Source organism: Parabacteroides sp. AF27-14, from assembly GCF_003635425.1.
GTDB lineage: Bacteria > Bacteroidota > Bacteroidia > Bacteroidales > Tannerellaceae > Parabacteroides > Parabacteroides distasonis.
The window spans coordinates 63817-85117 of the sequence record NZ_QTLZ01000014.1 but is presented as its reverse complement, the minus strand read 5'-3'; the positions used below and the strand labels follow the sequence as shown (position 1 = coordinate 85117).

The 21301-nt window shown below is 42.2% G+C and carries 15 protein-coding genes and 1 tRNA gene; 8 read left to right on the top strand and 8 right to left on the bottom strand.

The window, feature by feature from the left end; genetic code table 11:
- Nucleotides 1-17 precede the first annotated feature (17 nt).
- The 3 genes from coaW to mutA form a co-directional block, all read right to left on the bottom strand.
- Nucleotides 18-872, bottom strand: coding sequence for a type II pantothenate kinase (coaW, locus tag DWY79_RS14535; protein WP_008773692.1), 855 nt, complete (start codon nt 870-872; stop codon nt 18-20).
- Between the two features lie 129 nt (nt 873-1001).
- Nucleotides 1002-3149 carry a methylmalonyl-CoA mutase gene (scpA, locus tag DWY79_RS14530; protein ID WP_048927515.1) on the bottom strand — a complete coding sequence of 716 codons (2148 nt, stop codon included), beginning with the start codon at nt 3147-3149 and terminating at the stop codon, nt 1002-1004.
- 12 nt (nt 3150-3161) lie between these two features.
- Nucleotides 3162-5021 carry a methylmalonyl-CoA mutase small subunit gene (gene mutA, locus DWY79_RS14525; protein ID WP_048927514.1) on the bottom strand — a complete coding sequence of 620 codons (1860 nt, stop codon included), beginning with the start codon at nt 5019-5021 and terminating at the stop codon, nt 3162-3164.
- Between the two features lie 271 nt (nt 5022-5292).
- Here mutA and DWY79_RS14520 point away from each other — a divergent pair.
- The 4 genes from DWY79_RS14520 (at nt 5293) to DWY79_RS14505 (ending at nt 8248) form a co-directional block, all read left to right on the top strand.
- A tRNA-Glu gene (locus DWY79_RS14520) sits at nt 5293-5364 on the top strand.
- 94 nt (nt 5365-5458) lie between these two features.
- Nucleotides 5459-6952 (top strand): NAD(P)-dependent oxidoreductase, encoded by a 1494-nt coding sequence (locus DWY79_RS14515; protein WP_122369576.1) that lies wholly within the window; start codon nt 5459-5461, stop codon nt 6950-6952.
- A gap of 126 nt (nt 6953-7078) precedes the next feature.
- Nucleotides 7079-7294, top strand: a complete 216-nt coding sequence (locus tag DWY79_RS14510) for a winged helix-turn-helix domain-containing protein (RefSeq protein WP_005854120.1) — start codon at nt 7079-7081, stop codon at nt 7292-7294.
- A gap of 105 nt (nt 7295-7399) precedes the next feature.
- Nucleotides 7400-8248, top strand: a complete 849-nt coding sequence (locus DWY79_RS14505) for a sugar phosphate isomerase/epimerase (RefSeq protein ID WP_122369575.1) — start codon at nt 7400-7402, stop codon at nt 8246-8248.
- 87 nt (nt 8249-8335) lie between these two features.
- On the opposite strand, the gene DWY79_RS14500 is transcribed toward DWY79_RS14505, so the two are convergent.
- The gene (locus DWY79_RS14500) at nt 8336-9532 is read right to left on the bottom strand and encodes an ectonucleotide pyrophosphatase/phosphodiesterase (RefSeq protein ID WP_233563990.1); all 1197 of its coding nucleotides are present in this window, start codon (nt 9530-9532) and stop codon (nt 8336-8338) included.
- Nucleotides 9533-9698: 166 nt separating this feature from the next.
- Here DWY79_RS14500 and DWY79_RS14495 point away from each other — a divergent pair, with 166 nt between their 5' ends.
- Complete coding sequence (locus tag DWY79_RS14495) at nt 9699-12962, top strand: TonB-dependent siderophore receptor (protein ID WP_122369574.1); 3264 nt, start codon at nt 9699-9701, stop codon at nt 12960-12962.
- 201 nt (nt 12963-13163) lie between these two features.
- Here the strand turns inward: DWY79_RS14495 and DWY79_RS14490 are convergent, their stop codons facing one another.
- Entirely contained in the window at nt 13164-14360 is a 1197-nt protein-coding gene (locus DWY79_RS14490) for a M12 family metallopeptidase (RefSeq protein ID WP_158593851.1), read from the bottom strand.
- A 509-nt stretch (nt 14361-14869) separates the two neighbouring features.
- Between DWY79_RS14490 and DWY79_RS14485 the strand changes: the two genes are divergently transcribed.
- Nucleotides 14870-15220, top strand: a complete 351-nt coding sequence (locus DWY79_RS14485; protein ID WP_233563989.1) for a hypothetical protein — start codon at nt 14870-14872, stop codon at nt 15218-15220.
- A 60-nt stretch (nt 15221-15280) separates the two neighbouring features.
- Here DWY79_RS14485 and DWY79_RS14480 read toward each other — a convergent pair whose 3' ends face one another.
- Nucleotides 15281-17284, bottom strand: coding sequence for a tetratricopeptide repeat protein (locus DWY79_RS14480; protein WP_122369572.1), 2004 nt, complete (start codon nt 17282-17284; stop codon nt 15281-15283).
- Nucleotides 17285-17419: 135 nt separating this feature from the next.
- On the opposite strand from DWY79_RS14480, the gene DWY79_RS14475 reads away from it, so the two are divergent.
- Complete coding sequence (locus DWY79_RS14475; protein ID WP_122369571.1) at nt 17420-18370, top strand: SPFH domain-containing protein; 951 nt, start codon at nt 17420-17422, stop codon at nt 18368-18370.
- A gap of 28 nt (nt 18371-18398) precedes the next feature.
- Nucleotides 18399-18599 carry an Arc family DNA-binding protein gene (locus DWY79_RS14470; RefSeq protein ID WP_122369570.1) on the top strand — a complete coding sequence of 67 codons (201 nt, stop codon included), beginning with the start codon at nt 18399-18401 and terminating at the stop codon, nt 18597-18599.
- A 31-nt stretch (nt 18600-18630) separates the two neighbouring features.
- On the opposite strand, the gene DWY79_RS14465 is transcribed toward DWY79_RS14470, so the two are convergent.
- Complete coding sequence (locus DWY79_RS14465; protein WP_005867201.1) at nt 18631-19674, bottom strand: SPOR domain-containing protein; 1044 nt, start codon at nt 19672-19674, stop codon at nt 18631-18633.
- Between the two features lie 90 nt (nt 19675-19764).
- Complete coding sequence (locus tag DWY79_RS14460; RefSeq protein WP_122369569.1) at nt 19765-21297, bottom strand: SusD/RagB family nutrient-binding outer membrane lipoprotein; 1533 nt, start codon at nt 21295-21297, stop codon at nt 19765-19767.
- Nucleotides 21298-21301 lie beyond the last annotated feature (4 nt).

The window sequence follows — 21301 nt, the reverse complement described above, 5'->3', positions numbered from 1 at the left end:
TAAAGTTTTGATGTAGCCTAACACTTTCCACAAAAAATATCCTTATATTCCCGGTTCCTGATATAGCATAAAGCCGCCCCGATAGCCGTGCGATACTCGGCATACTCCGGTATCTTGAAATGGACATCGCACATCTCCTCCAGACGGGGGAAAATATCCGGGCATTGTGGCAAGCGAGTCAGGTTACCGATCAATACGATATTCTTGATATCGCCATTTAACGAGGCGAAAACAGCTCCTTGTCCGATGGTCTGCAAGACCATATGAACGATACCGAGAGCGATATCCTCAACCTTAGCGTTCGCGTCCGCTTTTCCGAAAATAGAGGCTGTCACGTCCAGCGGCAGGCCGGGTAGCGGATGCGGCGTAATATCCCGGATATGCAAGTCGATATCATTCAAGGAACCGTGCTCGGCCAAAGACGCTATTTGGTGAAAGTCATGCGTTTTCAATAATAGCTTAGACAAGCCGAGGATTGTTCCGCCACCGATACCCAATCCCCCGATATGCTCGATCGTGGAGCCTTGTACCTTGACAAAGGAGGTACCCGTTCCCATGCTGACCACCAATAGACTGTCCAGTCCCGTATTATATTGCGCCCCTAGCCCATTCGCAAGGAACTCATCCGTCTTCGCAGTTGGTAAGCCATATAAAGGTTGATCGATATAAGCACTACCTACACCTGTCAAGATCACTTTCTCTATATTCGAGAGCGAGATGTTATTATCATAAATATATTTACCGAAGGCCCCGAATAAAGAGGTTACCGGATCGGTAGCTTTCACGAACATCGGGTTCTTGATCTTCTTATCCTCCACGCCGACGATCTTGGTCGTGCTACCTCCCACATCTATACCTATAACGATTCCCATGATTCTTTCCCTTTTTAATTGAATAATCGCTACAAAAGTACATAAACCCGCATACAATACTAAAAAAGGCCGGACAAAATCAATTGTCCAGCCTCTCTTTATTTAAAAACCGTAAGGTCTAAACTCCATTTATTCGCCTAACAAGATCTCAAGGATCTGGCAAGCTGCCTTCGATACGGAAGTACCCGGGCCAAAGATAGCGGCAACGCCAGCCTTATACAAGAAATCATAGTCTTGAGCCGGGATTACACCTCCAGCAATAACGATGATGTCCTCACGACCTAGTTTCTTCAACTCCTCGATAACCTGCGGAACCAACGTCTTATGACCAGCGGCCAAAGAAGAAACGCCCATTACGTGAACGTCGTTCTCCACAGCTTGACGGGCAGCCTCGGCCGGAGTCTGGAACAACGGTCCCATATCTACGTCGAAACCACAGTCCGCATAACCAGTAGCGACAACCTTAGCGCCACGGTCGTGTCCGTCCTGACCCATCTTAGCGATCATGATACGAGGCTGACGGCCTTCTTTCTTAGCGAATTGCTCGCAAAGCTCGCAAGCTTTCTGGAAGTCTGCGTCTTTCTTAGTTTCTGATGAATACACGCCTGAAATAGTTCTAATGATTGCTTTATAACGACCTACAACCACCTCGCAAGCATCGGAGATCTCTCCCAATGACGCACGCAAGCCGGCAGCCTTAACAGCCAACTCTAATAAGTTGCCCTTCTTCGTCTTCACGCACTCCGTGATATCAGCCAAAGCTTTTTGAACAGCGGCTTCGTCACGGTTAGCACGCAACTCCTTCAAAGCGGCGATCTGCTCGTTACGTACGGCTGTATTATCGATCTCAAGGATATCGATCGGATCTTCCTTCGGCAAACGATATTTGTTAACACCAACGATGGTCTGAACACCAGAGTCGATACGAGCCTGTGTACGAGCGGCAGCTTCCTCGATACGCATCTTAGGAAGACCTGTCTCGATGGCTTTCGCCATACCACCCATGCTCTCGATCTCTTGGATCAATGCCCAACCTTTATGTACCAACTCATTCGTCAAAGACTCTACATAGTAAGAACCAGCCCACGGGTCGATCTCCTTACAGATCTTAGTCTCTTCCTGAATGTAAATCTGTGTATTACGAGCGATACGAGCAGAGAAGTCGGTCGGCAAAGCGATCGCCTCATCCAATGCGTTCGTATGCAAAGATTGTGTATGTCCTAATGTAGCGGCCATAGCCTCGATACAAGTACGTCCTACGTTATTGAACGGATCTTGCTCGGTCAATGACCAACCGGAAGTCTGGCTATGTGTACGCAATGCCAATGATTTCGGGTTCTTAGCGCCGAAGCTCTTCACGATCTTCGCCCACAACATACGAGCCGCACGCATCTTGGCGATCTCCATGAAGTGATTTACACCGATAGCCCAGAAGAATGACAAACGGGGAGCGAACGCATCCACATCGATACCGGCGTTGATACCGGCACGAAGATATTCCATACCGTCGCACAACGTATAAGCCATCTCGATATCAGCCGTAGCACCAGCCTCCTGCATATGATAACCGGAGATAGAGATAGAGTTGAACTTCGGCATCTTCTGAGAGGTGTACTCGAAGATATCAGCGATAATCTTCATGGAGAACTCAGGCGGATAGATATAGGTATTACGTACCATGAACTCTTTCAAGATATCGTTCTGGATCGTACCGGCCATTTCCTCCAACTTAGCTCCTTGCTCCAAACCTGCGTTGATATAGAATGCCAATACCGGAAGCACACCACCATTCATGGTCATGGAAACAGACATCTTGTTCAAAGGAATACCATCGAACAACACTTTCATGTTCTCCAAGGAACAGATAGATACACCCGCTTTACCTACATCACCAACCACACGTTCGTTGTCGGCATCGTAACCACGGTGAGTCGGAAGGTCGAACGCAACGGACAAACCTTTCTGACCGGAAGCCAAGTTACGGCGATAGAAAGCGTTAGACTCCTCAGCGGTAGAGAAACCTGCGTACTGACGGATTGTCCAAGGACGCATAGCGTACATACCGCTGTACGGGCCACGTAGATAAGGAGGCAAACCGGAAGCATAGTTCAAGTGCTCCATACCCTCCAAGTCTTCTTTTGTATATACAGGTTTCACCTCGATATGCTCGGGTGTTTTCCAATTGGGCTCGATGCCATTGGCTTTTGCCCATTCGGCAGCGTTTGTAGCTGCGAATCCGGCATTCTTTATATCTATGTTTTTAAAATCTGGTCTCATAATTGTTTATACTTAAGCGATTCCTAATTTAGCGTTGAATGCTTTCAATGTCTCAAGCACATTGCTCTTTACATTTACGAACTGGTCGATACCTTGAGCCTTCAAGTCGTCCGCGCAAGCAGGAGCTCCGGCTACAACGAATTCGGCACGTCCGGCCAAAGCCTTGTAAGCGGCAGGAGCGAATTCTGCATACTCGTCATCACTAGAGCAAAGAACCACGATCTCGGCACCCGCCTTGACAGCAGCCTCAACACCAGCCTCAACCGTATCGAAGCCTAAGTTATCAATTATCTTATATCCGGCACAAGCGAAGAAGTTAGCGGAGAACTGTGAACGAGCCAAACGCATCGCCAAGTTACCTATCGTCAACATAAATACCTTCGGAGTCTTGCCACTCTTCTCTGTCGTCATACGCAAAGCCTCGAATTCAGAAGCGCCGCGAGAGAAATCTAGAGCCGGGATCGTTGCCTCACCGCAATGACCACCGCCACAACAGCAAGAACCTTTTTCTTGAATCTTATCGGCAGCTACTTCCGTGAAGTTAGGATACTGGTTAGAACCCAACAATATCTCACGACGGGTAGCAACCGCTTTCTTACGAGCTACATTCGAAGCGTTAACGGCATTTTGGATCTCACCTGCGTTCACGGCAACGGAGAATCCTCCTTTTTCCTCAACCTCCAAGAACAACTTCCAAGCGACATCAGCCAAGGAATTCGTCAATACCTCTACATAATAAGAACCGGCAGACGGGTCAACGACCTTATCCAAGTGGCACTCTTCCTTCAATAATAATTGTTGGTTACGTGCGATACGCTCAGAGAAATCGTCTGGAGTCTGGTAAATCTTATCAAACGGGCGAACCGTGATAGAGTCTACGCCGGCAAGAGCGGCAGACATAGCCTCAGTTTGAGAACGAAGCAAGTTTACGTGAGCATCGTAAACCGTCATGTTCCACTCTGAAGTCTGTGCGTGAGCAACCATCTTGCAAGCGCATTCGCAGGCCGGCTTATAAGCGGCTACGATCTCGGCCCACAACCAACGAGCCGCACGGAGCTTAGCGATTTCCATGAAGTAGTTAGAGCTGATACCAAAATTGAATTTGATTTTCTTGGCAACCTCGTCAGCGGTGAAACCAGCCTCGGTAAGTTTTGCCATCAATTCGTTACCCCAAGCCAAGGCGTAACCTAATTCCTGAGAAATGTAAGCGCCAGCATTGTTGAAAAGGAACGCATTTACAGCCAATACACGGTAGTTAGGCAAAGCCTGTCCAGCTTTGAGCACAGCTGCGGCACCTTCTACCCACTCACTGTTTTCTTTACCTTTTACTAAAGGTTTCTTGAAAGCGTCATAGTTTACAGAACCGTAGCACTTCTCTGCGTCGACACCCTTGCCTTTGAAGTAGTCAGCCAAGATACCGATCAACTTCTCCGCTTTGCAGTTGCAAGTGTTGAAGTTCAATTCTACGGAAGCCGGACAAATACCTTCTAATAAAGTAGCTATATTCTCCTCGTTCACCTCATCACCTTTGATGATGAACCCAAGAGAAGTAACACCTTTCGTCAAAAGGTCAAGTGCTTTCTCGTTAGCACCCTTGAAGCAGCAAACTTCAATGTTCTGGCGTACCTTCCAATCGTTGTCTTTCTTCGTTCCACGAACATAAGGGAATTCACCGGGAAGAGACTCTGTAGTCTTTAAACCCTCGATGTCTTCTGCACGATAGAAAGGATTTACATTAAATCCTTCGCCTGTCTTCCAAACAAGCTTTTTCTCAAACGGTACCCCTTTCAGGTCGGCCGTTATCTTCGCCATCCACTCTTCAGTAGACACAGGAGCGAATTCTGAGAAAAGTTTTTCTTTAAGTTCTGCCATAATATTAGTTGTTTATTAAACTGGTATTAGTAATGTTCAATACTATTTTGTTCAATTACAGATGGCAAAGGTAGAATAAATAAACAGTACCGACAATGAAAAAACAATGAAATCGCAACTACTTTTAACGCCTTTTAGTGGTATTCTCCCCGTTTTCTTGGCATTTTGATAAAAAACACACTTTTTCTTCAAAAAAACTCGGTTCAACTATTGCAGAATTAAAAAATATATCTACCTTTGCATCGTCAAACAAAAACAATGACACCTAAATGGTGGATTCGTCTAACGGTTAGGACACATGCCTCTCACGCATGTAATACGAGTTCGATTCTCGTATCCACTACAAAAGCTCTCAATCTATTGGTTGGGAGTTTTTTTTTATATACCTTCGCTACCCGATAGTATCCTAAGTCTTTTATTATACACTAAATTATATCATGAAAAGTAAAAAGACCGTCTTTCTGACCGGAGCCACCGGGACGATGGGGCATGCCGGATTGGTCGAGTTGTCCAAGCGGCTAGATCGTTTTAATATAACACTTTTGGCTCGCCCAAGCAAAATCAATAAAGAGAAATTAGCCGCATATGAGGCCATGGCAGGGATCCGTATCGTTTGGGGAGACTTGACAAATTATCAAGATGTCTTAAATGGAGTAATGGGGGCAGACTACGTATTGCATGTAGGTGGAATGGTTTCCCCGGCAGCGGATTATTTCCCTAAAAAAACCTTGAAAGTAAACACGACCGCCGCCCAATATATCGTGGATGCCGTAAAAGCACAACCGAACTCAGACCGGATCAAGGTAGTCTATATCGGCTCCGTGGCGCAAACCGGCCACCGTAACGCACCTGTTCATTGGGGACGTACGGGAGATCCGATCAATATAAGTGTCTATGATCATTATGCCATCTCAAAGACAATAGCCGAACGTATTTTCGTGGAGTCGGGTATTAAACATTGGGCGTGCCTTCGCCAAACCGGTATCTTATGCCCCGAATTATTATTCAAGGGTTCGGACCCAATCACATTCCACGTACCGCTAGACGGCGTGCTGGAATGGGCTACCGCCGAGGATTCCGGTCGCTTACTAGCGAATGTATGCGAGAAGGAGGTGCCGGATGAGTTTTGGAACCGTTTCTATAATATTAGTAGCGGCCCGTCTTTCCGCCTGACGAATTATGAGTTTGAGAGTAAATTGTTAAAAGCGATTGGCTGTCCCGCCCCAGAGAAAATATTCGAACCGAACTGGTTCGCTATCCGTAATTTCCACGGACAATGGTATACCGATTCAGATCTATTGGAAGGATATCTGCATTTCCGCAGTAACCAAACTTGCGACGATTATTTTAAATGGATGGCCAGCCAAGTCCCTTGGTATTTCCACCTAGCAAAGATCGTCCCCCCTATCTTCATAAAACTGGGTATGGGAGCCATCGCTAAAAAGCCGGGACTGGGTACTCGTAACTGGATCAAGAACAAACACCAAGATCGTATATCCGCATATTTTGGCTCGTATGAGGATTGGCTAGCAATCCCGGGTTGGGATAAGATCCGGACAGAACGCCCCTCCGAAACACCCGTCTTTCTGGATCATGGTTATGATGAAAGTAAGCCTAAATCGGAATGGGATATCGAGGATATGCGTAAAGCCGCGGAATTCAGGGGAGGAAAATGCTTGTCACCGGCCATGACAAAAGGAGATTTATCGACTCCACTCGATTGGGAATGCCAATTCGGTCACCGTTTTAAGGCCTCTCCCACATTAGTATTATTAGGAGGCCATTGGTGCCCGGAATGTTTACCTCTCCCTTGGAATTACGACGAGATCGCTAAAGGAAATCCATTCTTTGCCCAAGTATGGTATCCATTCCACGATAAAAAGGAACACAATGTATATGATGAATCCATATTCACTGACTTCAAGGAATAAAATTCAACGCATCAAGAGATTTTTGTTTTTTAGATTATTTATCTCAACGCAACATACTTTTACCGGATATTATCTGTTATAACAATATAAGCACTATATACCATAAACATAAAAACAGATTTTATCATGACAAAAGGATCGATCGGATTAAATGCAGGAGCTATCTGGAATTTGCTTTCAGATGGCCAACATTGGAGTTTTGAGGCGTTGAGAGCAAAATCCGCTCTAACAGATGCGGATCTATGGTCCGCTATCGGTTGGCTCGCTAGAGAAAATAAGATTGAAATTGATAATACCAGCAGCCACCCTATCTTCTGTCCGGGTACCAACTTTTATTTTTAAATGACATTTATGATATTTCATTGCGAAGGATTTCACTTTCTTCGCAATGAAATCTTCAAAAAAACACTTACTTTGTAACCCTAACGAAATAAAAACAATACGATTATGAATCCTACTTTCGGAGCTTCCATTCTTTCTTGGATACCACCTATGTGGACACCAGAAGCCGGTCTTTTCGCTATCCAGCAAGCATCTGCCGCCGGTTTTGATTTACTGGAAATTTTATTGCCTCCTTCCATGGAGTTCGATGCTCCAACCGTAAAGCGACAATTGAAACAACACGGATTGAAGGCGACTTGTTCTCTCAATCTTCCCAAAGAAGCGCATATTCCTTTTTATCCCAAGAAAGCGACTTGTCTGATCAAGGAGGCACTGGATAAAGCGAGCGAACTGGAGGTTGATTACTTGGGAGGTGTCTTACATTCCGGTATCGGGGTCTTTTCCGGCAAACAGCGAACACAAGAAGAAGAAAATACACTTTGTGAGGTATGGGCAGAGGTTGCCGAATACGCCGCCCGATCTGGAATCACGATCGGTATCGAGCCGATCAATCGCTATGAAAGTTATATGTGTACCTCTGCGGAGGAAGTCTTGCGCTTTATCAAATGCGTAAACGCACCGAATTTGTCTTTGCATCTGGATACTTTCCATATGAATATAGAAGAGACGAGTTTTTATGAACCGGTTATTGCGGCTGGCAGCCGGCTTCGCCATATTCACATGACTGAAAGTGACCGGGGAATGCTGGGTGAGGGAAACGTACGCTGGGATGATTTGTTCCGGGGACTACAGGAAATCGATTTCAATGGGAATTTAGTTTTGGAGAATTTCTCCAATTCTGTTCCCGGTATGGCGGAAGCCGTATCTTTGTGGCGTCCGTCTAAATACAATGCCGATGCCTTAGCCAAAGGCAGTCTCGCCTTCATGCGTAAGATGGCACGCAAATATCAATAAAGCATCAATTACCGCAAGACCGCCGCAGTATTACCGCACGGCGGTTGCAGTAATGTCATGTCAAATGAGATGGTAGCATCAATCTTATCATTTAAATAGCTGCTGAACGACAGCGCTATCCCCGTCATTCGGAGCAGGTTGTATATTCAATAAACGGGCAATCATCAAGTAAAGGTTCACGTTCGCCATTTGCGGGACCTCCGCATGTCTCTTGAACGAGGGACCTGCCGCATAGAATATGGCCTCCATCTCCGGCGTAAAATTATCGTAACCATGTGTCGCCGCATAACGGGGAGATGATTTCTCTCGGAATTCTACATACGTTCCAATATGTGGAGAAACAACTAAGTCACTAACTCGAGGATTCTTTCCGTAAACAAATTTCTCAGGAATCTCGTTTTTCTTCCATACGGTTATATTCGGCACTTTCTGTAAAATCGCATAGGCAGTATCCACATAGGTTTTCTTGGGATATAATAATGTAGGAACGCCATCAAAAACACAATCGAAACTATCCCGGGGTAGATAATCATTCAAGTTCACATATTTCTCGGGATAATAGGTGGCCATTCCATGATCCGAAAGAACGATAAAATCGATCTTATCGAAAATATCCAACTGACGGGCTTCCGTGAAAAAATGATTCAAGACTTTATCCAAGTTCTCCACCACATCCAAGGTCGCCGACGAATCCGGGGTAGCGGAATGACCTATCGCATCCGGTTCTTCCATATACCACATAATCAAATGAGGACGCACATCTTCCGGCAACTTCAGCCAAGAGATCACGGAATCAGCACGATCTGAAAAAGGAACCGATTTATCAAACGGCTTCCATATTGAAGGCTGGCCACTCTCTAAAGGCACCTCACTACCTACCCAATAGAACGAGGCGGTACGAACCCCTTGGCGTTCCGCCGTATTCCAAATAGGTTCTCCACCATAAAATTGCGGATCAAGATTTCCCATCCGGTATGAGCTGTCAAGCTCCGCGTCATAAAAGAAATTATTTACCAAACCATGGTGATCCGGATGCAATCCGGTAGCCATGCTATAATGATTCGGGAAAGTCACGCTGGGATAACACGGGCGAAACGTGGAGCGAACCCCCACATTCGCCAAAGAATCCAACGTCGGAGTATGAGCACGTGACGGATAATCAGAGCGGAAACCGTCCATTGATAAAACTACGACATAACGATCTCTAGAATCAACAGAAGCCCTACAACTCACCAACAAAAAACACAACAGACTTGCTAGATAGCTAATATAGATATTCTTCATTTAGGATCTTTTTAACGACTACAAAGATATAAACTAAAAAACACTTTTTATTTAAGAACCTGTTAAAATTCGATGTAGGATGCAAAAAGCAACAAGTATGTAACATATTATTGAAAAACAAACCATAACTTTGCAAAAGTTTTTATTACATTAAACTATTTTAATTATGAACAGACATTTACAGACGCTATTCTTTTTGGCTGTATTGAGTTTCCTATTCACTCTTTCGGTCAATGCTCAAATGACAACAGCCAGTATGAGCGGAAAAGTCGTATTTCAAGATGAACCAGTCATTGGAGCAACCATCTTGGCAGTCCATGAACCTTCCGGTACGAAGTATGGAACCATTACCAATATTGACGGGCGTTACTCGCTCGAAGGTATGCGCACTGGAGGTCCCTATAATGTGACTATCTCATATGTCGGTTATCAAACGGCTATTTACAGAGATATCACACTAAAACTTGGGGAAAATTATATACTAGATGTAACAATGCAAGAGTCATCTGCGGCTTTAGACGAAGTAGTAGTGGTTGCATCCAAATCTAAATTTTCAGGAGAGAAAACCGGGGCTGTGACAAACATCAACAATACCCAACTAAAAATGTTACCTTCAATTAACCGTAGTCTTACAGATTTCACCCGCCTTTCGCCATATGCAGGTAGTGGAAACGCTTTTAGCGGCCGTGATGGTCGTATGAGCTCTTTTACGATTGACGGAGCCAATCTAAACAACAATTTCGGTTTATCTTCCAATCTTCCCGGTGGAGGTAACCCTGTTTCATTAGATGCAATTGAAGAAGTACAAGTAGTAGTTGCCCCATTTGATGTTCGCCAATCGAACTTTATTGGCGGTGGTATCAACGCTATTACTAAAAGTGGAACAAATTCGTTTCGAGGATCTGCTTACGCTTTTCTTCGTAATCAAAACATGCGAGGGAATAAAGTTGGAGATTATGATTTAGGACTTCGTGCACCAGAATCCACAACGACTTACGGTGTGACACTTGGAGGTCCAATTATTAAAGATAAATTATTTTTCTTCGTTAATGGCGAATACGAGAATTCCCCATCACCCATTACAAAATTCAGACTTTCTGATGATGGTGTTGGAAACAAAGAAGAAAATATATCCCGTGTCACTGCACAAGACATGGAAAACTTCGCCTCCATTTTAAGAGATAAATATGGATATGAACCGGGTTCATATACAAACTATGATGGGGGAACAAAGAATTATAAAGTCTTAGCACGTATAGATTGGAATATAAACGATGCCCATAAATTAAGTCTTCGCTATAATTACACAACAAACTCACAAGATTTAGGAACTAATGCTTCTTCTACAGTAGGAACAAGAACAACCGCTGGCCGTATCTCAGAGTATGCAATGGCTTTTAAAAATAATTGCTACATGATGGACAATAATGTGATGTCCTTTACGGCTGATTTAAATAGTAGATTCAACGATAAGATCTCAAACAAGCTATTATTAACTTACTCTAATATAGAAGATGTCCGTAGTTCAAATTCCAGTCCGTTTCCCCATATTGACATTTGGGATGGGGATGGACAAGCATTTATGAGCGCAGGATATGAGTTGTTCTCTTGGAATAATAAAGTACAAAACAAGATATTCAATGTTAACGACAATTTAAATATCATATTGGGAGATCACAGGATCACAGCAGGTATATCTTTCGAATATCAAAAAGCTCTTAATAATTTCATGCGCTTTGGTACAGGTTATTATAAATACGCATCCTTTGACGATTTCAAAAACGGATCCGCCCCCATTGCATTTGGATTGACATACGGTTATAATGGAGAAGCCAATCCAGAGGCATCGGTTTCTTTCGCACAATCAGGGATTTATGGTCAAGACGAATGGAACATTTCAGATCGCTTCAAATTAACTTACGGAATCCGTTTAGATATGTTGAATTACCTCAATAGTCTAGAGACGAATAAAGGTTATCTGGATATCGATTTCAATGGACGCCATATTGATACCGGTAAATGGCCAAAAGCAAATGTATTGTTCTCTCCGCGTATCGGATTTAATTGGGATATCAAAGGCGATCAGAGTTTGAAACTTCGTGGAGGTACAGGTATTTTCACGGGACGCATTCCTTTGGTGTTCTTCACAAACATGCCTACTAATGCAGGAATGCTACAGAATACCGTACAAATAACAGATAGCAAACAGCTCGAAGCTTTAAAAGGTGGTGTCATCACAGATGTAAATCAAATGATCAATACATTAGGTTTACCCAATACCCCGAATTATCAAACAAAAGAAGATATAAAAGGAGCTGCTATTGTCGGCATTGATCCCAATTTCAAATTACCACAAGTATGGAAAACCGCTTTGGCCGTAGATTACCAATTACCGGTATCATTCCCATTGGCATTAACAGTAGAAGCTATGTACAATAAAGACATAAATGCCGTATGCCAAGAGAATTACAATGTAAAAGACCCTTCTTTGCTAGGTCGATTTAATGGGCCAGACAATCGTTATTATTACGAAAGTAGCAAAAATGCAGCTGTTGCGTCCAATGTAACCGGAGGTGCCATGGTATTAACCAACACACATAAAGGCTATGGAGCGACCTTGAACTTTACTGCTAATTCAGAGCCTGTTAAGAACTTATTCTTGATGGCCTCTTATACACACACTATCGCAAAAGAAATCTCCGGTAACCCTGGATCACAAGCTTATTCAGCATGGCAGAATCTTCCGTCTGTAGATGGCCCGAATTTGCTAGGTTTGCATAACTCACAGTATTTAACCCCTAATAGAGTTATTGCCTCTATAACCTACAGTTTAGATTTATGTAAATCTGCAGCGTTAAACTTCGGATTATACTATTCCGGATATAATTCAGGATTATATAGCTATACTTATAATAATGACATGAATCAAGATGGTCAGACTAATGACCTTATCTATATCCCGAAATCGAAAGACGAGTTAACATTCGTTGACAAAAATGGCTTTACTGCCTCTCAGCAGGCTGATGCTTTCTGGAATTTTATTAATCAAGATCCATATTTGAAAAAACATAAAGGTGAATATGCAGAAGCATATGCTGCAAAAATGCCATGGATAAATCGTTTCGATATCAAGATTTCTGAAGATTTTAAGATAAAGGCAGGAAAATCTACAAACATCTTACAAATTAGCTTTGATATTTTAAATGTAGGCAATTTATTAAATCACTCTTGGGGAGTAACAAAAAATGCAGCACCAGCTAATAATGGTAGAATCCTAAATTACGAAGGAGTCAATGACCAAATGGTCCCAACATACTCCTTATACTATAATAAAGCTGAAAACGCTCTTCCAACCGAATCATTCGCTAATTACAATGATTCTTCCAATTGCTGGCAATTACAGGTAGGCATTCGTTATATCTTTAACTAGACAAATAAATATTTCCAAATCAGAAAAACGAAGGTGAACCTCAAAAGTTTTAAAAAAACGTCCGGGGTTCATCTTCTCTTATATTCTATCCTTCAAAAACTTAGGCAGAAAGAATAGCATCCACTATGTAAATACATTATAAAACACTTAGTTATTAAACTCGTTTAAGTAAAATCATCAATTTAGATAAAAACATGTCGATTAACTCTGACGGGTAAATGGTAATCTGATTCCTGTAACAGTCTTAATATCTTTATACCAATCCGAAGAATTCTGCCATCCACTTTCTGTCATAACAGTATATTTTATAACTCTAGATCCTTTAAGCATTTTAACTTGCTCTGTATGTTCATATGGTGGATAATACTCTTGCCCACTACCATTACCTTCCTCATATAAAGAAATATAAATAATTTCATCCTTCTGAACTGGTAGACGTGTCACAAATGTATATTCCACATATTTTTTCAGATAAGCTCTCCCCATATTACTAGAATTTTCATCCCATTCTCTTGTAAAATATATTATATCATTCGGTGCTGTTGTACCATACATACGATTGACACCAGCAATATCTCCATTAGATAATCCATCTCTTTGGCCTGAAAAAGTGGTTCCATTTTTTCTTGTCATAGTCGGTTTGCTAATATCCACTGCAAACGAATTTATAGAAGAATAAAGCATTATCGAATTAAAATCAAACGAACCTAGATCAGAACCTTGATAGCCTTCATCTGTATATTTTTTATAAGCATACTGCCACTCTTTCTTGATATTTCCCCAATTTATTGTCACATAACTATCTCTATCAGCTCTATTATGCTCATGAAACAAACCTAAAGCATGCCCTATTTCATGAACCACTGTCCCCATACCACTATTTTTATATATTGTTATTAACTGCATTCCTCCCATCTTTCCCACATAAGAAAAATTACCATCGCCATTTACAAAACTAACATAGTCAGAAATGCCATCAACCTTTGTCCAAAAACGAATGCTAGTATTCGTCTCTATATGGTTTATAGCACGCTGAACAGTATTAGTATCATAAAATCCAGAAGACATCGTATAAAAAATGACATTACCCGGCCACCGTTTTGATAATGCCGTTATATATGCCGATTTAGTTTGAGGAACTGAATTTAATGAAGCTAGTTGCTCTTTAGACAAAATTATATCTCCATCTAAAATATAAATACTATCACATTTTGCGAGCTGCACACCATTAGATAACGTAATAATGTCTTTTGGCTTATTAGGCAAAGCTATCTCTATCTCTCCTTGATCTTGACAAGAATTATTTTTAAAAGAATTTTCACAAGTAGAAATATCATCACTACAAGAAAAACAAGCAATAGAGCCTATTAGCAATACTAAAAAATCAAATTGTTTCATAACATTCATTATTTAGTTAATAAAATTGTCACACTTCCTATTCATCATCAAATCAACAAGAATAAGAGAAAAACGACTTAATTTCCAAATAACATCCTTATCCAAATCTAAAAACGATCCAATCCAAAATTAAGCGAAGCAGAACAGTATAAATAGTTTTTCTATAAAAGTATAGTTTATTTTTGCATAATATTTACAAATAAAAAAAATACGTCTAATATTTAACATAAATTATACCTCATATCATAAAAAACATATTACTGTGGAAATTAAAGAATTATAAATACTAAGAGCAAGTCACTTACCTTACCATTTTAAATTGCGAGCAGACATTTACAGACACTATTCTTTTTAGCTGTACTGAATTTCTTGTTTGTCATCCCGACACAAGTGCAGGTAACAATAGTCAGTATGAGTAGAAGTCATGTTTCAAGTTATTGATGTGATCTTTCTGGCGGTTCATGAACCTTCAGGAACAGATTATAGTACGATCACGAACGTTTGTCTCTATGAGGTATGCGCACAAGAAGTCCATACAAAGTTATGATTTCTGGCGTAGGTTATCGATCTACCGTTCAGTCCAACATTACCCTGCAGGTAAAACCGAACATCATTTCCAATTGAGCCTTGATTTCATGAATATCGGTAATATGATCAACTCGAAATGGGGTGTAATAAAGAACGCATCTTCTTCCAACGGTTGCCGTATCTTGAAATATGAAGGTATGGATGATAACAAGACTCCAATTTTCTCCATGTATAAGATCAATGGTGAATATCCGACCGAGACTTATTCTTATAACCGTATCTATACTGAATGCTGGAAAATGCAGGTTGGTATCCGTTACATCTTTAATTAATCAAGAGATATAACTCCATAAAAAAGGCGGGGAACAAATTTTCCCGCCTTTTCTATTTCATCATATATCCTCTCCTCCTCGCAAGGCATCCGCTATATCTTGATGCCGCTGGGCTAATTCGTCCTCTCCGATCGCCCGGAAACCCTCCGCCAGATATTCGTGGGAAGCCGCATGTTTAGGTTTGATACTTACCGCCTGCTGGAAATCCAGAATAGCTTCATCGTAATATTTGAGCTTCAATAGGCATTTTCCACGGTTATAGCGGGCCTTAAAAGATTTCGGACTTAATTTTACCGCTTTGTTTAAACAAACCAGAGCGTCGTAGTCCTCACCTATATCCAATAAAGTAACCCCTTTGCGTACCCAAGCTTCCACATAATTCGGATTCAAATTCAAGGCTTTATCAAAACAACGAATAGCGGCATTCGCGTCATGGGCCTTCGTTATGCACTCGTTACCCATCAAGTAATATTCATGCGCATACTCTTTCTGGGTCTCACGAAGCGAATGCAATTCTTCCCTCAAAGCCTTAATCTGTGCCTTTTGACTATTCAAGGCTTGCAATTTCAAACGAAGCAGCCGTTGTACCATCGGATTATCCAATTCATTCCGTTTAGATACGGCGGCGGCAAAAGCCTCGACCGCCTCTTTCATATTACCCTGCCGAAAACCCTGAGCCGCCCGACCATATTGCAATTCCGCCTCGCTCTCTTTGATACTTTTCTCTATTAATGCTTGGTTATTGAATATTTGGCTGAATTCTACGATCTCTTTCCGGATAAAGATATCCCGGGAAGAGATCTTGCTTTTTAGCACCAATCCTTCCAATGAAGTACAACGACTCAACGCCACATAGGTTTGTCCCCCGGCGAATACCCCTCCGGTCAAATCAACTACCACCCGGCTAAAAGTCAAGCCTTGACTCTTATGCACCGTGATCGCCCAAGCCAAACGAATCGGCAATTGTTCGAACGTACCGACAATCTCTTCCTCGATCCGTTTCTCTTTCTCGTTATATTTGTATTTATAATTTCGCCATGAGGTAGGTTCGACCAAATGCTCTACACCGCTCTCCAGCAAGACATAAACATTTCCATTCTCATCGATACCCGATACCATACCGATCGTCCCGTTCACCCAACGACGCTCATAATCATTATCGATAAAAATAACCTGCGCCTGTTCCTTGATGGATAAATTCAGCTGGGTAGGTAGTGAGGATTCCGGAAAATCCCCCTCGATCTTTCCCACGGAGACGTACTCTTCTCCGGGAAGCTCGGCCAACTTCTTCTCATTGATAAAATCAACCTGATCCCGGCGAGTGGCCAACGTGATATACATATCCTCATTCTGAGGCTCGAAAGACGGAAAATAACGACCGTTCAACGTATCCAACTCCTGTTTTCTAGCGGCATTATTACGAATCCGATCCAATATATTGATAAAAACAGAATCGGTCTGGCGATACACTTTTTGCAACTCGATCGGCACTAAATTAATGTCCTTGAACACACGAGCCGAGAAAAAGAAAGGGCTCGCATAGAACAAACTCAATATCTCTTTTTGATCCGACGGAACAACCGGTTCCAACTGGAAGACATCTCCCACGAACAATAGCTGCTTTCCGCCAAAAGGCAATCGCATATTACCGGAATAGACCCTCAAGATACGATCTACACAATCAATAATATCCGCCCTCACCATCGATATCTCGTCAATGATGATCAAATCGACCTCCGCAATAATTTTCCGTTTCTCCTTCGGATACTTGAAAAACTCAAAGATACGACCATGCGACAAACTTAAATCCGGATCATCCGGCAACATCGGCCGAAAAGGGAGCTTGAAAAAGGAATGCAAGGTAACGCCGCCCGCATTTATGGCCGCTATTCCGGTAGGAGCCAGCACCACATACTTTTTCTTCGTATGATTGCAAATATACTTCAAAAAAGTAGACTTGCCGGTCCCTGCTTTCCCTGTCAGGAAAACAGACTGGCGAGTGTGGGTGATCAGTTGCAAGGCATCCTGAAACTCCTTATTGTTCGTGTCTAACTGAAAGTCCAAGTATATAATTTTTAGATGAGACAAAGCTATGAAAATATTTACAGATCACTCTAATAATATCCCTCAAAATATTTGGCAGTCTCCATAAAAATCACTTATTTTGTGATATCAAATTAATATCAAAAACAAATTATTATGAAAGCAACCGAAAAGACATTCAACGGACTGAGAATCTCGGGGTTTATTGCCCTTTTTCTCCTATTGGCTCTATCGGGTCTCTGCTGCTATTTAATCGCAGGCACCAACGAGACTTGGAGCGTAATCACCGGCATCGTCGGACTCTGCCTGTTAGTGGTTTGTTTATTGGGATTCATGGAAATCGAGCCCAACAATGCCCGAGTAATGCTCTTTTTCGGAAAATATAAAGGGACAACTACTGATAACGGATTTTTCTGGGTCAATCCACTTTACAGCAAAAAGAAAATCACGTTACGTGCCCGTAACTTAGATGTCCCTCCTATCAAGGTTAACGATAAGGTCGGTAATCCGGTTATGATCGGGGCCGTGATGGTATGGAAAGTCAAGGATACTTATAAAGCGATGTTCGACATCGATTCTTCGTCCATTAGTATCTCCTCGAATAAATCATTCATATCAATGGGAGAATCCTCTGAATTATCCCAACGAATGCAGAATTATGAGAATTTCGTGCAGATACAAAGTGACGCCGCCATCCGTAAGATAGCTGGCATGTATGCCTATGATTATAACGAGAGCAAAGATCCCGTCACCTTACGATCCGATGACGGGGAGGTCGCCCAAAAACTGGAGGAGGAATTAAACAGTCGTTTGGCGATAGCAGGCATTGAGGTATTGGAAGCTCGTATCAATTACTTAGCGTATGCTTCCGAGATCGCCGGAGTCATGTTACGCCGCCAGCAAGCGGAAGCCATTATCGCCGCAAGAGAACGGATCGTGGAGGGAGCGGTCAGCATGGTTCGACTCGCCTTGAACAAACTGGATCAAGACAATGTTGTGGAATTGGATGAGGAACGAAAGGCTGCGATGGTTAGCAACCTGTTGGTGGTCCTTTGCGCTGACGAGGCAGCGCAACCTGTCGTAAATACCGGGACCCTACATCATTAATGTAAGAATTTAATATTAATACTAGTATATGGCCAAAAAAGATAATACTATCAAAAGCTTCATCCTTCGGGTGGACGCTGATATGATGGAAGCTATCGAAGCTTGGGCTGCGGACGAATTTCGCAGCACCAATGGCCAAATCCAGTACATTCTGGACCAAGCCTTACGAAAGGCAGGACGGTTGAAGAAGAAAAGACTGCCCCGGCCACAAAACGACGACAAGTCATAAAAAAGCCTGATCTTTCGATCAGGCTTTTTTATTAACGGCTAATAAACAGCCAAGCATCTTTATACTTTTCTATTTTTCGAAGTGTCGCCATGTAGCTCTCGGCATCCGCTCGGTTATTAAACTTATCCGCATAAATACGATATTTACCATCACGAACCACCTTGCTTACATTCTTACATTGCGTGCGGTCTACACCGGATATATACTCATTCGCCTGCTCCTCTGTCGGGAAACTCGCTATTACGATATGATACATCTTTTTCGTCGCCACGAGTTCCGCTTTCGGAGCGGGGACAGCGACTTCTTTCCTTACCTCAGGGGCAGAAGGCGCTTTGGCAATCTCAGTCTCCTTAGTCGCTTCTATTTTGGGAGTTACCTCCGCTACCATCTCGTCCACTTGAGATATTTGAATTTCCTCCGGCTGAGAAATAGGTTCCTCGAACCTATAATTTATCATCTCCGTAGGAACAAAACTAGCTGTATAAGCGGACAGGTTTACTTCTTTCACCGGAGTTGAAACCACAAAGAATAATGCGACAGCAGCAGCTGATGCCGCGACAACCCGGATCAACTTACGACTAACCGGGATATAGAACACATCTTTCTTTTTCTTACCCGCAAGTAAAGCAACCTCTTCCCGCTCCTCCTCCAATGATCGCAAAACCGGAAAATGAAACGATGGTAAACCATACGAATCCGCATTGAATACCCCAGAATCGCCCGGCGTAAAAATGGTCTGCCCTTCCTCTCCTATAGAGAAAGTCCCGATTCGCCCCAATGTTATCCGCTTGTCTTGTTCCAAAGAAACATTCAAAGCCTCGATATCCTCTTCCAGCATCAACTGAGCTTTCCGGTAATCAACGCCATACGTCTGCATATATGACTCGGAGAGCAAGCCGTCTGTATGCTGTAGCGTGACATTAAACATAACCTCTTTACGCATCGGCCGGAACAAATGTTCCTCTTCCTGATACGTCGCCGGCAAAGTTTGCAGCACGAAACCACCAAACTTCGGCAAGATCACACAATCGTGCGTCAGCAACAAGCGTTCAATATGTGTTATTATCCTTAACATAGAGACAAAGGTAAATATCTTTATAGAAATAACAAAAAAAGAGCACTTTTTTCCTTTGAAATGACCCGGAAAATTATATGCATGACATTCTCATTTCAAAATCCACATGACACCCATATAGTCATCCGACCCTCCATACTGGTCGCTAATTGATTTTGAGACATTATCCATATTGTAATCCAACTCTTCCGATGGATACATCCATCTTAACGGCATTTTATCAGAAGGTATATTCCTATTCGATTTCGGATTTATCGGAATATTCGGTACACCTGTCCTACGATATTCAAAGAAAGCATTGTAAGGTGTTTGAAGAAACGTCAATATGTACTTTTGCCAAATAATCTGACTCAACTGTTCTTGAAAAGCACTAGCGAACTTAACGCCTTGGTTTCCGAGATATTCTTGAATATAGGCATCTGTTATTTTTCGATTATGATGGAACATAACATCATCGGGGGTATTATCCGCCACAAACCGCATTGAAGAACGAACGCCTTCCTCATAATACTCTTTGGGACTTTTTGAGATAAAACCTCTCAGAGCCATCTCAGCCAGTATAAAATTTTGTTCTTGATAACTCAAGAAAAATACAGGCTCGCCCTCCGGCAGTTCCTCGTAGCGATCATTTATTTGAGAAACAGTTCCCCCACTCACAAAAGTCAAGATCTCAGACTCCGGTAAGGTCGGGTCAACTCCACCATAAGCATCCCATTCCGAGGGATCCAACTTGGCCTCTTCTGAGCTCGGTGTCGGTTTCGCATAATAAAATAAACGATAATCTTTCAAGGCTTTCAATTTATCAACAAAAAGATTAGTCATCCTGTCATTATTCACAAAACTATTAATTTCCTTAAAATAAGGATATTTCTGTCCAGCCTTATTAGAGTACACAACTTGGAAATTATCCGCACTCGACTCAAAAACAGGTCTGTTATTGATAATCTCATTGATTCTTTCCCGAACCTTTAAATCCGGATCATCGACCTTTTTATACAAATTAAGAAGCAACTTCAATTGCATAACATTCACAGCCTTACGCCATTTCGTCACATCCCCTCCATAAATATAATCACCCTCAAAATTAGTGCCAGCACTAAAGAGACGGTCCGCCTCATCCAATTCATTCAATAACCCGAGAAAAACATCTTTTTGAGAGTCATATTTCGGGAAATACACCTCTTCATCCTCAGCTCTTAAAGCTTCAGAATAAGGTATGTCCCCCACTTGCATTGTCAAATTGAAGAAAAAGAAAACCCGTACGAAATGAGACAATGCCGTATAGGAGTTTTTCAACTCATCATTCGTCGCAAAATCAATCATCTTCGAGGCATTCCGCAAATCTCTCAAAGCATCATAATTCGCTCCACCCAACAAATTGAATGCCAGATCTATATCATTAGCCTCTGTCCACGACAAATACTTAGCTAACAATTCATCCCGGATAAAATCCTTTCCATTCCCATTTTTATAGGTGGTAATATCACGTAACAGTTCTGTTGCCAACATCGCAGATGTTACTTTGTTAGTTGAGTCGGGATTTGTATTTACGCTTTCGAAATCATCACATCCAACCATACCCAACAAAACCAGTCCGCATATCAATATATTTTTAATTTTCATACGT

Excerpts from the sequence above, each read along its gene's own strand:
- DWY79_RS14470 (WP_122369570.1), top strand. The coding sequence starts at position 18,399 with ATGGCCAAAAAAGATAATACTATCAAAAGCTTCATCCTTCGGGTGGAC.
- coaW (WP_008773692.1), bottom strand. The coding sequence starts at position 872 with ATGGGAATCGTTATAGGTATAGATGTGGGAGGTAGCACGACCAAGATC.
- DWY79_RS14495 (WP_122369574.1), top strand. The coding sequence starts at position 9,699 with ATGAACAGACATTTACAGACGCTATTCTTTTTGGCTGTATTGAGTTTC.
- DWY79_RS14460 (WP_122369569.1), bottom strand. The coding sequence starts at position 21,297 with ATGAAAATTAAAAATATATTGATATGCGGACTGGTTTTGTTGGGTATG.
- scpA (WP_048927515.1), bottom strand. The coding sequence starts at position 3,149 with ATGAGACCAGATTTTAAAAACATAGATATAAAGAATGCCGGATTCGCA.
- DWY79_RS14485 (WP_233563989.1), top strand. The coding sequence starts at position 14,870 with ATGAGGTATGCGCACAAGAAGTCCATACAAAGTTATGATTTCTGGCGT.
- DWY79_RS14510 (WP_005854120.1), top strand. The coding sequence starts at position 7,079 with ATGACAAAAGGATCGATCGGATTAAATGCAGGAGCTATCTGGAATTTG.
- mutA (WP_048927514.1), bottom strand. The coding sequence starts at position 5,021 with ATGGCAGAACTTAAAGAAAAACTTTTCTCAGAATTCGCTCCTGTGTCT.
- DWY79_RS14515 (WP_122369576.1), top strand. The coding sequence starts at position 5,459 with ATGAAAAGTAAAAAGACCGTCTTTCTGACCGGAGCCACCGGGACGATG.
- DWY79_RS14490 (WP_158593851.1), bottom strand. The coding sequence starts at position 14,360 with ATGAAACAATTTGATTTTTTAGTATTGCTAATAGGCTCTATTGCTTGT.
- DWY79_RS14475 (WP_122369571.1), top strand. The coding sequence starts at position 17,420 with ATGAAAGCAACCGAAAAGACATTCAACGGACTGAGAATCTCGGGGTTT.
- DWY79_RS14500 (WP_233563990.1), bottom strand. The coding sequence starts at position 9,532 with ATGAAGAATATCTATATTAGCTATCTAGCAAGTCTGTTGTGTTTTTTG.
- DWY79_RS14505 (WP_122369575.1), top strand. The coding sequence starts at position 7,400 with ATGAATCCTACTTTCGGAGCTTCCATTCTTTCTTGGATACCACCTATG.
- DWY79_RS14465 (WP_005867201.1), bottom strand. The coding sequence starts at position 19,674 with ATGTTAAGGATAATAACACATATTGAACGCTTGTTGCTGACGCACGAT.